Origin of the sequence: Streptomyces spiramenti (assembly GCF_012034385.1) — a bacterium.
In the GTDB taxonomy this organism is placed as follows: Bacteria; Actinomycetota; Actinomycetes; order Streptomycetales; family Streptomycetaceae; genus Streptomyces; species Streptomyces spiramenti.
In genome coordinates this window covers 1-13,905 of the sequence record NZ_JAAVJB010000024.1, presented here as the reverse complement: position 1 = coordinate 13,905, position 13,905 = coordinate 1, and the positions used below count along the sequence as shown (strand labels likewise).

The window sequence follows — 13,905 nt, the reverse complement described above, 5'->3', positions numbered from 1 at the left end:
CCGGCGCGCCCCTTTCCGCGGGCGCGGTCCGCATCCGCCGGCCGGCGCCGGGCCGCCTGGGCCGTACCCGACCCGAACGGAGCAACGCGTGAGCGCAGACGAGTCCCAGTGGGACCGCGACCAGATCATCTCCCGGATCGACACCTCCGTCCCCCACTCGGCCCGCGTGTGGAACTACTGCGCGGGCGGCAGCGACTGGTACGACGTGGACAAGCAGCTGGTGGACCAGCTGCTCGCGGACTACCCCAGCGCCGCCGGTCTGGCGGTGGCCTCCCGGCAGTTCCTCGGCCGGGCCGTCCGGCACCTGGTGCGCGAGGCCGGGGTGCGGCAGTTCCTGGACATCGGCACCGGGCTGCCGACCGGCGACAACACGCACCAGGTGGCGCAGCGCCACGCACCGGACGCGCGCATCGTCTACGTGGACAACGACCCGCTGGTGCTGCTGCACGCCGAGGCCCTGCTGACCTCGACACCGGAGGGTTCGACGGTCTACATCGAGGGGGACGTGCGGGACCCGGACACCGTTCTGGCGGCGGCCCGGGAGACGCTGGACTTCGAGCAGCCGATCGCGCTGATGCTGCTGTCGATGCTGGGACACATCGAGCCGGGGCCGGCGGCGGAGCTGGTGCAGGAGTACATGGGCCGGCTGCCCTCCGGCTCCTACCTGGTGACCTGCGACAGCATCGACTCCCCCGCGATGGTGGAGCTGAACGTGCACTACGCCGCCTCGGGCGCGGCGCCGTACTACGTGCGCTCCCGGGAGGACCTGGCCGCGACCGCGGCCGGGCTGGAGATCCTGCCGCCCGGCATCGGCCCGATCCCGGACTGGCACCCGGACACCGCGGCACCCGCTCCCGCGGACCAGATGGACCAGTGGGGGCTGGTGGCGCGAAAGCCCTGACCGCCGCGCCGCCCGCCGGGCAGCCGCGTCGCGCCTGCCCGGCGGGCGGCCTCCCGCTCAGCGGGGGGCCGCCTCCCCGCGCCGGAGGAACTCGGCGGTGTGCGAGTCGGGGCTGGCGAGCAGCTGTTTCGGGGTGCCCTCGAAGAGCACCCGGCCGCCGCGGCTGCCGCCCTCCGGTCCCATGTCGATGATCCAGTCCGCCTGTTTGATCACTTCCAGGTTGTGCTCGATCAGGAGCACGGTGTTTCCCGCGGCGACCAACCGGTCCACGATTCCCAGCAGGCGGCCGACGTCGGCCATGTGGAGCCCGGTGGTCGGTTCGTCCAGCACGTAGACGCTGCCCTCGCGGTGCAGGTTGGTGGCGAGTTTGAGCCGTTGGCACTCGCCGCCGGAGAGCGTGGAGAGCGGCTGGCCCAGCCGCAGGTAGTCCAGCCCGACATCCACCATCGCGCGGGCTGCGGTGTGCAGGGCGGGCTCGGTGAAGAAGTCGGCCGCCTCCCGGGCCGTCATGCCGAGCACCTGGTCGATGGAACGCCCGCGCAACGTGTGCCGGCGCACCTCCTCGCGGAACCGCCGACCGCCGCACTCCTCGCACGGTGTGCGGACGCCGTCCATGAACGCCAGGTCGGTCCAGACGACCCCCATTCCCTGGCATCCCGGGCAGGCGCCGGCCGAGTTGAAGCTGAACAGCGAGGCGCTCACGCCCCCGGCGCGCGCGAAGAGTCTGCGGATGCCGTCCAGCATCCCGGTGTAGGTGACGGGGCTGGAGCGCCGGTTGGCACCGACGGCGGACTGGTCAACGACCACCGCCTCCGGGTACTGCTCCAGGAAGGCGGCGACCAGGGTGCTCTTCCCGGAGCCGGCGACCCCGGTGACGGCGGTGACGACGCCGGTGGGCACGGAGACGGTCACGTCGCGGAGGTTGTGCCGGGCGGCGTCCCGGACGACCAGCCGACCGGTGGGCGTGCGGGACTCCTGCCGGACCGGTGCGCGGCGGCGGAGCTCCCGGCCGGTCACGGTGTCGGCCGCCGCCAGGGTCTGCGGCGTGCCCTGGTGGACGACCTGACCACCGTGCTCACCGGCGCCCGGTCCCATGTCCACGACGTGGTCGGCGACGGCGACGACGTCCGGGTCGTGTTCGACGACCAGCACGGTGTTGCCCTTGTCCCTGAGCTTGCGCAGCAGGTCGTTGAGGCGGTGGACGTCGCGCGCGTGCAGGCCGATGCTGGGTTCGTCGAAGATGTACAGCATGTCGGTGAGGCTGCTGCTGAGGTGGCGGACCATCTTGATGCGCTGGGACTCGCCGCCGGAGAGGCTGGTCGTCTCGCGGTCCAGCGAGAGGTAGCCGAGGCCGATGGCGACGAGGTCGCCGACGCGGTCCACGAGGCTCGCGACGACGGGTCCGGTGTCGGGGGTGGCGAGGGTCGGCAGCAGGGCGAGGAGTTCGGTGGCCTCCATGGCGGAGAGGTCGGCTATGGAGTGTCCGCCGACGCGGCTGGCGCGCACACCGTCGTTGTAGCGGCTGCCCTCGCACCGACCGCAGGTGGCGGCGGTGACGAACCGGAGGAAGATCCTGCGGTTGCGCTCCGCCATGTCGGCGGTGTCCTTGCGGACGTAGACACGCGTGAACCGGTCCAGCAGCCCCTCGTACCCCTTGGGGGTCGGGCCGAGCGCGTCCCCGCCGCGCAGCAGGGTCCGCCACTCGACGTCGGTCCAGTCGCGCAGGGGCTTGTCGTTGTCGAAGAGGCCGGACCCGGCGAGCGTGTCCCAGAACCACTTGCCGACCCCGAAGTCGGGGTGCTGGATGGCGCCGCCGTTCAGCGAGAGCGACCGGTCGACGAGGGCGTCGAGGTCGATCTCGGTGGTGCGCCCGATGCCCTCGCACGCCGGGCACATGCCCAGCGGGTCGTTGAAGGAGTAGGCGTGGGCCGCTCCGTGGTGCGGCGCGCCGCCGCGGGAGAGCAGCAACCGCAGCAGCGGCGCGATGTCGGTGATGGTGCCGACGGTGGAGCGGGAGTTGCCGCCCAGCCGCTTCTGGTCCACCACGATCGCGGCGGAGAGGTTCTCCAGCGCGTCGGCGTCCGGGCGGCCGTACTGCGGCAGGAAGCCGCGCTGGAAGGCGGTGAACGTCTCGTTGAGCTGGCGCTGCGCCTCGGCCGCGATGGTGTCGAACACCAGCGACGACTTGCCCGACCCGGACACCCCCGTGAAGACGGTGATGCCGCGCTTCGGTATGCGCAGTGACACCTCGCGGAGGTTGTTCTCCCTCGCTCTGACCACTGCGATCTCACCGTCGGTCGACATGCGGCACTACCTCTCTACAGCGTACGGAGATCGACACCCTACACTGTACGGAGTACGCACGAGCCGTCCGTCGCGGCCGGCTTCGGTCCCGACCGGACGACGACCGCCCGCCCTGTCGAAGGAGCACCGATGAACACCGAGGGAACCGAACCGACCGACAGCCCCGCCGAGCCGGAGGAGAAGCCGGAGGAGAAGCCGGAGGAGAAGCCGGAGGCCACGGCCAGCATCGGCGCCGGCGACCCGCGCGCCACCATGGAGCTGCTCTGGGGCGCCCGGCCGCGACCGTCCCGCGGGCCGCGACCCCGGCTCGACGCGGAGGCGGTCGCGCGCGAGGCGATCGCGCTCGCCGACGAGGAGGGCCTGGCCGCGCTCTCCATGCGGCGCCTGGCGGCGCGGCTGGGCGTCACCGTCATGTCTCTCTACACCTACGTCCCCGGCAAGGCCGAGCTGGTGGATCTCATGCTGGACCGGGTGCTCGCCGGGCCCGGCGGCGCCGACCTCACCCGCACCACCCCCCTGCACGCCGACGGCGGGGAAGCCGGGACCGGGGACGCCGCCGGGTCCGGCTGGCGGGGGCGCCTGGCCGAAGTGGCTCGCCTGGAGTGGGAGCTGAATCTCCGCCACCCCTGGCTGCTCCAGGTGACCACCGCCCGCCCGTCGCTGGGCCCGCACGTCCTGGACTGGTACGAGCGGGCGCTGCACGCCGTGGACCGGGTGGGGCTGTCGGAGGTGGAGATGGACACCGTGGTGGAGCTGGTCACCAACTACGTCCACGGCGCCTCGCGTTCCGCGATCGCCGCCGCCGACGTGGACGACCGCACCGGCATGACCGACGACCAGTGGTGGGAGGCGGTGGAGCCGCTGCTGGGCCAGGTCTGGCCGGACGGCCGCTACCCGGTCGCCGACCGCGTCGGCCCGGTCGTGGGCGAACTCCACGGCGCCCGCATCCCACCCGAGCAGTCCTTCGCCTTCGGGCTGGAGCGGCTGCTCGACGGGGTGGCCGTACTGATCGAGGGACGGCGCGGGACGGGCGAACCGCGGGAGTGACGGGCGGCACGGCGGGCGCGCGTCCGGATCGGGGGCGTGAGCGGGCGCGGCCGGGCAGGATGAGGGACATGGGATTCCACGTCGACTCCGAGGTCGGCCGACTGCGCCGTGTCGTGCTCCACCGTCCGGGCCTGGAACTGAAGCGGCTGACGCCGTCCAACAAGGACGACCTGCTCTTCGACGACGTGCTGTGGGTCCGCCGGGCCCAGCAGGAGCACGACACCTTCGCCGCGGTGCTGCGCGAGCGGGGCGTCGCCGTCCACCTCTTCCAGGACCTGCTCATCGAGAGCCTGGCCATCCCCGCCGCGCGCGCCCTCGTCCTGGACCGCGTCTTCGACGAGAAGGAGTACGGGCCGCTCGCCACCGACCACCTGCGGGAGGTGTTCGAGGAGCTGCCGGAGTCGGATCTGGCCGGCGCGCTGGTCGGCGGCATGACCAAGCGGGAGTTCCTGGAACGCCACACCGAACCGACCTCGGTGCGGTTCCACGCGATGGAACCGGACGACTTCGTCCTCCAGCCGCTCCCCAACCACCTCTTCACCCGCGACACCTCGGCGTGGGTCTACGACGGGGTGTCGATCAACGCGATGCGGTGGCCCGCACGCCAGCGGGAGGTGGTCCACTTCGAGGCGATCTACCACCACCATCCCCTCTTCACCTCCGCCGAGGCGCGCCCCTTCCGGTTGTGGTCCGAGGGGCAGGCCGCCTACCCGTCGACCATCGAGGGCGGGGACGTCCTGGTGCTGGGTTCGGGCGCGGTGCTGATCGGGATGAGCGAGCGGACCACTCCGCAGGCGGTGGAGATGCTCGCCCGCGGACTCTTCGCCGCGGGCTCGGCCCGGACCATCGTGGCCCTGGACATGCCGAAGGCCCGCGCCTTCATGCATCTGGACACCGTGCTGACCATGGTCGACGGGGAGACCTTCGTGCAGTACGCGGGGCTCGGGATGCTGCGGTCGTACACCATCGAACCCGGCGCGGCCGAGAACGAGCTGAAGGTCACCGACCACCCGCCGGAGCACATGCACCGGGCGATCGCGGCGGCGCTCGGCCTGGACTCGGTGCGCGTGCTGACCGCCACGCAGGACACCCACTCCGCGGAGCGCGAGCAGTGGGACGACGGCTGCAACGTCCTGGCGGTCGAGCCGGGGGTGGTGCTCACCTACGAGCGGAACACCACCACCAACGCCCACCTGCGGCGCAGCGGGGTCGAGGTGCTGGAGATCCCCGGTGGGGAACTGGGGCGCGGCCGGGGCGGCCCGCGGTGCATGAGCTGCCCGGTGGAACGGGACGCGGTGGGCTGAGAGCGTGTCGGAGACCCCCCCGCCGGGCCCGCGACGCCGGCCACGGCCACCTGCCGCGTTGTCGGGAAGACCCGAATACGGCACGGCATGAGGGGCCCCTCCGCCGTGCAGCTGACCGCATCCGACGCCGCGAGCCGATCCGACGCGCGTCCCCAACATGGTCCGAGGTCGCCACGCCCCGGGGCCGAGGCGCGGGACAGACACGACCCCGAGCCGCATAGCGATACTTGCCAATGCATATAATTCCAACTTCCGGCATTCGCCGCGCCGACGCAACGACCCAGGAGCCACCATGGCGACAGACCTCACCGGGCGCCACTTCCTCAAGGAACTGGACCTCTCCGCCGCGGAGTTCCGCCAGCTGATCGAGCTGGCGGCCGAGCTGAAGGCAGCCCGCCGCGCGGGCACCGAGGTCAGGCGTCTGACCGGCCGCTCCATCGCGCTGATCTTCGAGAAGACCTCGACCCGCACCCGGTGCGCCTTCGAGGTGGCCGCGTCGGAGCAGGGCGCCTCCACCACCTACCTGGACCCGGCCGGCTCGCAGATCGGGCACAAGGAGTCGGCGAAGGACACGGCCCGGGTGCTGGGCCGGATGTTCCACGCCGTGCAGTACCGGGGCAGCGCCCAGCGGACGGTGGAGGAACTCGCCGACCACGCCGGGGTCCCCGTCTACAACGGGCTGACCGACGACTGGCACCCGACGCAGATGCTCGCCGACGTGCTCACCATGACCGAGCACCACCCCGGCCCGCTGGAGGAGATCTCCTTCGCGTACCTGGGCGACGCCCGGTTCAACATGGGCAACTCCTACCTGGTGACCGGGGCGCTGCTCGGCATGGACGTCCGGATCGTGGCGCCCGAGCGGTACTGGCCGGCGGCCGAGGTCGTCGCCGAGGCCCGGCGGCTGGCTGCCGCCAGCGGTGCCCGGATCACCCTCACCGAGGACGTCACCGAGGGAGTCGCCGGCACCGACTTCGTCGCCACCGACGTGTGGGTGTCGATGGGCGAGCCCGCGCAGGTGTGGGAGGAGCGCATCGTGGACCTCGCGCCCTACGCGGTCACCATGGACGTGCTGCGCGCGACGGGGAACCCGGACGTGAAGTTCCTCCACTGCCTGCCGGCCTTCCACGACCTCGGCACGGCGCTGGGCCGGGAGATCCACGAGCGCTACGGCCTGGAGTCGCTGGAGGTCACCGACGAGGTGTTCGAGTCCGAGCACTCCGTGGTCTTCGACGAGGCGGAGAACCGGCTGCACACCATCAAGGCCGTGCTGGTCGCCACCCTCGCCTGACCGCCGGCGCACCGCACCGACAGGGCCGCCCGTCCTTCCGGCGCCCGGGGCGGCGCCCGAGACCCGGCCGCCGCTCGACCGGCTGTCCGCCGGACTCATCGGCCTCGACGGCCGGGCGGCGGGAGGCGGCGGACCGCGGCGGCGACCGGGGCCAGCTCGCGGGCGCCCACCCGACAGCAGCCACCGATGAGCCGGGCTCCGGACGCGTACCAGTCCGCCACCGACGCGGCGGTCCGCGTGACCGGGCCGTGCCAGCCGCGATCGGCGTCCCAGCGTTCCCCGCTGTTGGGGTAGGCCACCCCCGGCAGGCCGGTGACGGCTGCCGCGATGCGCAGCGCCGGGGTCACCTCCGCCGGGTCGCAGCAGTTGACACCCACCGCCACCACCCCGGGCCGCCCGGCGGCCACGGCGAACGCCTCCGCCAGCGGCTGCCCCGCCCTCGTCCGGCCGCCGGCGACGGTGTAGGACAGCCACACCGGCACACCGACCGCCTCCGCCGCGGTCAGCATCGCCCGCGCCTCCCGGGCGTCGGGCACGGTCTCCAGGGCGAGCACGTCCGGACCGCCCGCGGCAGCGGCCTCGACGCGCGGCAGGTGGAAGCGGACCAGCTCCGCCTCGCTCAGTCCGTACCCGCCCCGGTACTCGCCGCCGTCGGCCCGCACCGCGCCCAGTGGCCCGACGGAGGCCGCCACCCAGACCTGTTCGGTGGCCCGCCGCGCCACCGCCCGGGCCACCGCGGTGGCCTCGGCCGCCACCCCGGCGGCCTCCTCGGCGGACAGGCCACGGCGGGTGAGGCCCGCCGGGGAGAGCTGGTAGCCGGCCGTGGTCAGGACCCGGGCGCCCGCCGCGAGGAACGCGGCATGGCAGGCGGTCACCACGGCCGGGTCCTCCAGCAGCAGCCGGGCCGTCCACAGCGGCCCGGAGAGGTCGGCCCCCCGCACCGCGAGCTCCGCGGCGAGACCGCCGTCGAGGGGCAGCGCCCCGGCGGCCAAGGCGGACGCCGGCGACCGGTACCGGTCGCCCACGGGCGGACCGGGGTGCCGGGGGTCGGGCAGCGCCTCCATACCGCCATTGTCGCCCGGGCTCCCGGACAGCGCGGGCGGCGCCGAGGTCCCGGGCAGCGCCGACGCACCGGGAGCGGCGTCCGCGCACCGGGGCGCCCGGCCGTGCGGCGCGTCCTCCCGGCGGCGTGTCGCCGGACGGGTCAGACCTGGACCGACGCGGCGTCCGGGTCGAACGGCTCCTCGCCCACCGGCGTCACCCGCAGCAGGCTCTCCTCGCGGCGGTTGAGGTCCTCCAGCAACGCCTGCGCCTGCATGTCCTCCACGCGCGCCTCCTGCTCGCGGCCGAGTCCGCGCAGCGCGGTGGCGCGGCGGGTCCGCTGCTTGGCGACCATGAACGGGTCGAAGGGCTGTTCCGCGGCGTGGCCGAGGGCCCGTTCCGACCAGTGGACCGCCTGCTCCCAGTCCTCGGTCGCCAGGTGGTACTCGGCGAGGGCGCCCGCGCCGTACGCGCGGAAGTACGGCACCCGGGCCGCCATCGCGTAGCCCTCGGTCAGCATCCGGTGCGCCCGCGCGAGGTTGCCGAGCAGCAGGTGGCAGCGGCCCAGGTTGTGGCGGATCGTTATGGACAGCTCGTCCAACCCCGCCCCCCTGGCCTGTTCCAGCGCGGCCTCCGACAGCTTCACCGCCTCGTCCAGACGCCCGGCCGTCCCCAGGCACGGCACCACCGCGCTCAGCGCGTAGAGGGCCTCCTCCTCGTCCCCCACCGACCGGAAGAGCTCCACCGCGCGCTCCAGCACCTCCACGCCGCGGGCCGGCTCCCGGCGCTGGCTGTGCACCCGCCCCAACTGGGCCAGCGCGACCGCCTCCGCGTGGACGTCCGTCCGCCGCTGCGCCACCCGGAGGGCGATCTCCGCCATGCGGCGCTGCACCCGCCAGGTGAGCCGGATGCGGAAGTAGCTCTCCATGGCGTGCAGGACTTCCAGCGCGAAGTCGCTCAACGGCCTCCCCGCGAGCGGGTCCCCGCCGTCGTCGTACTCGGGCGCCGACAACTGGTGTGCCAGTGCCAGCACTTCCTGCCGGGCGTGGTCCGCCCAGCCCAGCGACTCCTCTGCGGAGGTGAAGAGCCGGCCGTGCGGGAACCGGTCCGCGCCGTCCTGGTAGCGGCGCCGGTGCCGCTCCTGGAGCGAGAGCGGGGAGTTGACCCGGTACAGGGAGCCGAGATACCAGCGCGCGAGGCCCGCCAGGTGAGCCCGCCGACGCGCCTCGGGGAGCGCCGCCGCCTGCCGGGAGGCCACCGCGCGCTCCTCGGTGCCCAGCGCGTACAGCCCGGCGACCGGGCCACGGGCGAGACCGGCGGCGGTCAGCCGCTCCAGTGCCTGCGACGCCTCCCGGGGCGTGCAACCCGCCAGCGCGGAGACGGCGCCCGAACTGTACTGGCGTACGTCGGCGATCCCGAGCAGCGGAAAGACGGAGGCGGCCAGCCGGCCGCTCATCTCCGGGGAGGTGGCGAGGCGGTCGAGCCGTTCCGCGAGGCCGGTCGGGAGCATCGCGTCCTCCGCCCGCAACCCCGCCTCCACCAGTCGGAGTTCGGCAGCTGCGTCGCCCAGCCGCTGGTGGGCGAGGCTCAGTTCGGCGGCGGCGTCGGAGACACGGCCGCCGCGGTGCAGCGCCTGCACCAACTGGCCCGCCAGCCGCACCCGCAGCGGGTGGTCGCGCACCAGGGTGATCAGCTCCGGCAGCAGCTCCTCGTGGCGGCCGAGGGAGAGCCGCAGTTCGGCGCGCTCCTCCAGCGCGGTGAGCCGCAGGTCGGCCAGGCGCGGCAGCTCGTGGTCGCGCAGCGCGGTGGAGCCCAGCCGGCCGAGCGGGGTGCCGCGCCAGAGCTCCAGCGCCTCGTCGAGCCGCCGCACCGCCTCCTCGGGCGAGGCGGCGGCGACCTCACGCGCGCGAACCAGGGCGGCGCGGAAGCGGCCGAGGTCGGTCTCCTCGCGCGATATTCGCAGCAGATGACCGTCGGGAACCTCCGGGAGGCGGCCGGGAGGAAGGAGTTCGCGGAGTGCGCGGATGTGGCGCCGCAGCGCGTGACCCGGCTCGGCGGGCGGCGCCGCGCCCCACACCTGGCGGATCAACTCGTCCTCGGGGACGGTCCGGTCAGCACGCAGCGCGAGAGCGGCGAGGACCGACCGCTGGAGCGGGCCCCTCACCACGAGCGGCGATCCGTCGTCCGCCGACACCTCCAGCGGGCCGAGCAGCCGGATGTCCAAGTGAACTCCCCAACCGACGGGACAACGGCGTCAGTTGCCCGGATCGGTGATCTTCGCACGGCCTTTCGCAGACCTCAAACCAGTCTGCGCCAAATTGTGTCGCGAATCGAGTGCGTGCGCCGGGCCTCCGCGGCACCGGGGCCGAACGGCCCGACAGCGGTCACCGAACGGCCCCGAACGGGCACAGGCCCCCAGCGCCCGGTCGGTCGCATCTCACGCGGGACCCTGGAGTCAGGGTGTCAACAGCTCCGTCTCTGCGGGCGCGATGTCCGGCCGCAGGACGTGCGCGCCATCCGGCCAGAACAGCGCGATCTCGCCGCCGCCGAGCCCCTCGGCGAACCGTCGCGCGTCCTCGCCGAGCACCCGGCCGGCCGCCTCCGCGAAGGGGGCACCGAGCGCCAGGACCACGTCCGCGGCGGACCAGAAGGCCGAGCGAGCGGGCGCGGAACGCGTGACGTGCAGGACCGTGCGCCAGTGTCCGTCCGCAGCGGCGGCGGACGGCGCACGACGCTGATCGGTCACGAGGACCTGCGGACCGTCGCCGACGGTCGGCGGCTCGGGCTCGTACGCGGGCCAGCCCGCGGCGGTCCCGGCCATCGTCAGCCGGTCCCCGGCGGCCTCCCTCAGCAGGGCCCACTTGTCCGGCACCCGGGTCACCGCCGTCACCCGCGCGCCCAGGCCCAGCAGCCGCAGCGCGAAGAGCCGCCCGAACAGCGACTCGCCCAGCACTCCGATGCGGGTGCCGGTCGGCCCGGGGGCCGACAGGGAGACGGCGTTGCCCTCCCGGTCGGTCCCCAGGTGCAGACCCGCACGGGCCGGTGTCAGCCAGCATCCCCGTGTCGGCGACGCCTCCCGCCAGCCCACCACAGGCAGGCCGGCGAGGTCCGGCGGCCCGCCGTACGTGCCGCCGTGCGTGCCGCTGTCCGCGGTCCTGCCGATCATGGGTGCTCCGTTCCGGGAAGGGGGGCGAGGAGGTTGCTCACGCTGACGGGACGCCCGGTCCGCCCGCGCGCGGCGTGCGCCCGGCGGCCGGGCGGCGGGACGGGCGGGTAGCTCACCGGCGCCCCGTCAGCGCCCAGCCGGCAGCCGCGGCGGACGACCGGGACGGCGCCGCCAACGGCAGGGTGGCCAGCACCCCGGCGGCCTGGTCGGCGGCGGGCGGGCCCACCAGCGCGGCGGCGGCGAGCCGGTCCCGTTCGGCGACCACCTGCTCCCCCACCGCGCCCACCAGCCGGACCACCGTCCTGACCATCGGCACGCCGTCGCGCAGTTCGACCGTGGCACCGGTGAGGATCCGGTCGGCCGAGGCGCGGCCGAGCCCGTCCAGCAACCGGGCCCAGTCGGCCTGCGCGCCGACCTCCGCCGTGACCGCGCAGTGCGTGGCCGCCTCCCCCGCCCAGCGGCCGGGCAGCGGTCCTCCCCCACCGGTCGCGTCCCCCGACTGACGGAGAGCCGCCCGCACCTGCTCCGGCCCGAGGACCTCCGAGGGCACACCGGCGGACGCCAGCCGGGCGCGGAGCCGAGCGGTGGCGGCGGCCAGCGCCGAACCTGCGCCGCGCACCCCGCCGCCACGACGGGCGACGGAGTCCGGTGCCTCCAGCGGCTCGTGGCGCACCACCAGCCAGGAACGCACCGCCGCCGGCACGCCCTGGGCGGGCAACTGCCGGTATGCCACGGTGGGCCGGTACCGGTAGAGCAGGTCCCAGGGCGGCAACCCGAACTGTTCCACCAGGAGTTGCGCACCGGTGGGACGCGCCGGGTCCTCCCGCAGCCATGCGGCGAGCAGCCCCACCGGCAGCGAGGGCAGCGCGCCGCCCGGCAGTTCCAGCAGCGCGGCCGACCCCCGGCCGTCGGCGACCATTCCCAGCTCCGTGCCGTTGCGGTCGGGCACGGCCACCACGTCCAGCGCCGGCAGCAGCCGGTGCACCAGGCCGAGCCCCTCCCGCTCCGCCCCCTCGGTGCCGCCGACCGCGCTCACGCCGGCGACCACCGGCCCGCGCCGCAGCCGTCGCGTCAGGGGCTCGTGCAGCGCGCGGCGGTCGCGGCGCGTCAGCAGCGGCACCAGCGCCAGTGCCCCGGCGCCGGCCAGCGTCCACCCGACCGGATTCGCCGACGCGACCCCGGCGGCGACAACGCCGACGGCGCTCTGCGCCGCCACCCAGCGTCCGACCCCGGGCCGTTCCCGGGGGCCACCGCCCGCGACCGAGCCGGCCTGCGTCCCCGCGTCGCGACGCTCACTCATCCCCGTCTCCCGTTCCGGCGGTGTCGGCCGCCTCCTCGCCGTCGGACGGGTCCGTCCCCGCGCCGCTGTCGCCCGTGTCCCCGCCGCCGCGGTGCTCGCGCGCCGCCGCGTCCGGGTCCAGCACCGGCCCGGTCGGCAGCAGCCCGGCGAAGCTCTTGGGCACCGACGGCGCCGCCTCCGGGTCGTAGCGCAGCCGCTGCACGGCGTCCGGGGAGGCGAACGGGTACGCGGTGCCGCTGTCGGTGACCAGCGTGTAGGTCCCGCCGGCCGCCGCCGACGTGGTCGCCCGCACCACGGCGCCCGCCCCGGCGGGAACGTAGACGCGGTCCAGCAGCCCCAGCCGGTCGCCCGAGCCCGTCGTCACCGGGCGCATCCCCGCCGGCTCCGGCATGACCCGCGGGAGGTGGACCGTCGCCTGCCAGGGCGCGTCGCCGGGCTCCCCGCCCGGCGGGGTCGACACGCAGACCGGCTGGTTGCGGGAGGGCTCGTCCGCCCGGGGCAGGGCGTCCGGCCAGGACCGATCGCCCGGCGCCGCGTCCGCGCCGCGCGGTGCGCGCGCCGCGTCGGCCGCCGTCAGCGTGTGGTCCGCGCCCGCGCCCGGCAGCAGCAGCGTGTGGACCAGTTCGGAGACCGAGACCAGCCCGTCGGGACGTACCACGTAGAACTGCGGCGCACCGCCGGACTCGGTGTGGGCCAGGTCCCCGACCAGCGCCTCGACCGGCAGCGTCACCGCCGGCGGGTCACCCGTGCCGGCTCCGGACTCGGGCACGGTCAGCGCCGGGCCCTCCGGCAGCGTCGCGATGACCTCCGTGGGCAGCTCCACCGGCTGCGTCCGGCGCAGCTCCAGGATGTCGCGGACGTTCTCGGACAGGGCGTGGCGCCGCCCCTCGGTCAGCAGCCACAGCGTGTCGTCCTCGGCCCGCACCAGGACGGTGGCGCCCGCGCCGTCCCCGGCCGGCGGCGCCACCCCGGGGACCGAGACGTAGAGGGCGGTGTCGGCCGGCGCGCCGCCGCTCTCGCTGGGCACGGCGCACAGGGTCCACACGTCGTCCACCAGCGCGTCCCTGCCGGGCAGCGCGTCGGGCGCGCCAGGGATCCCCACGGGGAGTCCCCGCGCGGCGGTGTCGAGCACCGACTGCCGGACCTCGGTGACCTCCCCGCCGCCGACCAGGAGGGCTGACGCCAGGTTCAACGCCGGGTGCACCACCTTGTCCGCGACGACGTACCGGTCCCCGTCGTCACCGACGACCACCGCTCCGGCGGACGGCAGCGCCGGCCCCTTGCCGCCGCCGAGGAAGCCGGCGATCCCGAACCCCGCCATGATGAGCACGCCGAAGGCGAACCCGCCCCCGAGCGCGCGGTTGAGCCGGCGTCGGGGGTCGTGCTGCGCCTCGTCGGCGCCGCGCAGCAGACCGGTGACGCGACGCCGGTTGTCGTAGCCGTAGGCCTCGGCCTGTTCTCGGGTGGTGGCCATCTAGCGGCTCCGGTGGGTCGTGGGCGGGCCGGTGCGGGCCGCGACGGCGGCCCGGTTGCGGCCCGGCGGGGCGGGCG

The 13,905-nt window shown here is 75.0% G+C and carries 10 protein-coding genes; 4 read left to right on the top strand and 6 right to left on the bottom strand.

Annotated features, from left to right (window positions below; genetic code table 11):
• Positions 1 to 88: 88 nt before the first annotated feature.
• Positions 89 to 901: an SAM-dependent methyltransferase gene (locus tag HCJ92_RS05455; RefSeq protein WP_167932275.1), complete on the top strand. Its 813-nt coding sequence runs from the start codon at positions 89 to 91 to the stop codon at positions 899 to 901.
• A gap of 57 nt (positions 902 to 958) precedes the next feature.
• Here HCJ92_RS05455 and HCJ92_RS05450 read toward each other — a convergent pair whose 3' ends face one another.
• On the bottom strand, positions 959 to 3,205 hold the full coding sequence (locus tag HCJ92_RS05450) for an ATP-binding cassette domain-containing protein (RefSeq protein WP_167932274.1): 2,247 nt from the start codon (positions 3,203 to 3,205) through the stop codon (positions 959 to 961).
• 129 nt (positions 3,206 to 3,334) lie between these two features.
• Between HCJ92_RS05450 and HCJ92_RS05445 the strand changes: the two genes are divergently transcribed.
• From HCJ92_RS05445 to argF, 3 genes are all read left to right on the top strand, one after another.
• A complete protein-coding gene (locus HCJ92_RS05445) occupies positions 3,335 to 4,252 on the top strand; it encodes a TetR/AcrR family transcriptional regulator (protein ID WP_167932273.1) in 918 nt (305 codons plus the stop codon).
• Positions 4,253 to 4,320: 68 nt separating this feature from the next.
• The gene (locus tag HCJ92_RS05440; protein ID WP_167932272.1) at positions 4,321 to 5,556 is read left to right on the top strand and encodes an arginine deiminase; all 1,236 of its coding nucleotides are present in this window, start codon (positions 4,321 to 4,323) and stop codon (positions 5,554 to 5,556) included.
• Positions 5,557 to 5,848: 292 nt separating this feature from the next.
• Positions 5,849 to 6,847, top strand: coding sequence for an ornithine carbamoyltransferase (gene argF, locus HCJ92_RS05435; protein ID WP_167932271.1), 999 nt, complete (start codon positions 5,849 to 5,851; stop codon positions 6,845 to 6,847).
• Between the two features lie 95 nt (positions 6,848 to 6,942).
• On the opposite strand, the gene mmuM is transcribed toward argF, so the two are convergent.
• The 5 genes from mmuM to eccB all read right to left on the bottom strand — a co-directional run bounded on the left by mmuM (position 6,943) and on the right by eccB (position 13,828).
• Positions 6,943 to 7,911, bottom strand: a complete 969-nt coding sequence (mmuM, locus tag HCJ92_RS05430) for a homocysteine S-methyltransferase (protein WP_167932270.1) — start codon at positions 7,909 to 7,911, stop codon at positions 6,943 to 6,945.
• Positions 7,912 to 8,051: 140 nt separating this feature from the next.
• Positions 8,052 to 10,112: a BTAD domain-containing putative transcriptional regulator gene (locus HCJ92_RS05425; protein ID WP_167932269.1), complete on the bottom strand. Its 2,061-nt coding sequence runs from the start codon at positions 10,110 to 10,112 to the stop codon at positions 8,052 to 8,054.
• Positions 10,113 to 10,343: 231 nt separating this feature from the next.
• Positions 10,344 to 11,054 carry a hypothetical protein gene (locus tag HCJ92_RS05420; protein WP_245240608.1) on the bottom strand — a complete coding sequence of 237 codons (711 nt, stop codon included), beginning with the start codon at positions 11,052 to 11,054 and terminating at the stop codon, positions 10,344 to 10,346.
• 112 nt (positions 11,055 to 11,166) lie between these two features.
• Positions 11,167 to 12,354 (bottom strand): type VII secretion protein EccE, encoded by a 1,188-nt coding sequence (locus HCJ92_RS05415; protein WP_167932268.1) that lies wholly within the window; start codon positions 12,352 to 12,354, stop codon positions 11,167 to 11,169.
• Positions 12,347 to 13,828, bottom strand: a complete 1,482-nt coding sequence (gene eccB, locus HCJ92_RS05410; RefSeq protein ID WP_167932267.1) for a type VII secretion protein EccB — start codon at positions 13,826 to 13,828, stop codon at positions 12,347 to 12,349. Before eccB ends, HCJ92_RS05415 begins: the two co-directional genes overlap by 8 nt.
• Positions 13,829 to 13,905 lie beyond the last annotated feature (77 nt).

Bases quoted from the DNA above. Each gene is read 5' to 3' on its own strand.
- HCJ92_RS05440 (WP_167932272.1), top strand. From the start codon at position 4,321: ATGGGATTCCACGTCGACTCCGAGGTCGGCCGACTGCGCCGTGTCGTG.
- HCJ92_RS05445 (WP_167932273.1), top strand. From the start codon at position 3,335: ATGAACACCGAGGGAACCGAACCGACCGACAGCCCCGCCGAGCCGGAG.
- argF (WP_167932271.1), top strand. From the start codon at position 5,849: ATGGCGACAGACCTCACCGGGCGCCACTTCCTCAAGGAACTGGACCTC.
- HCJ92_RS05420 (WP_245240608.1), bottom strand. From the start codon at position 11,054: ATGATCGGCAGGACCGCGGACAGCGGCACGCACGGCGGCACGTACGGC.
- HCJ92_RS05450 (WP_167932274.1), bottom strand. From the start codon at position 3,205: ATGTCGACCGACGGTGAGATCGCAGTGGTCAGAGCGAGGGAGAACAAC.
- mmuM (WP_167932270.1), bottom strand. From the start codon at position 7,911: ATGGAGGCGCTGCCCGACCCCCGGCACCCCGGTCCGCCCGTGGGCGAC.
- HCJ92_RS05415 (WP_167932268.1), bottom strand. From the start codon at position 12,354: ATGAGTGAGCGTCGCGACGCGGGGACGCAGGCCGGCTCGGTCGCGGGC.
- eccB (WP_167932267.1), bottom strand. From the start codon at position 13,828: ATGGCCACCACCCGAGAACAGGCCGAGGCCTACGGCTACGACAACCGG.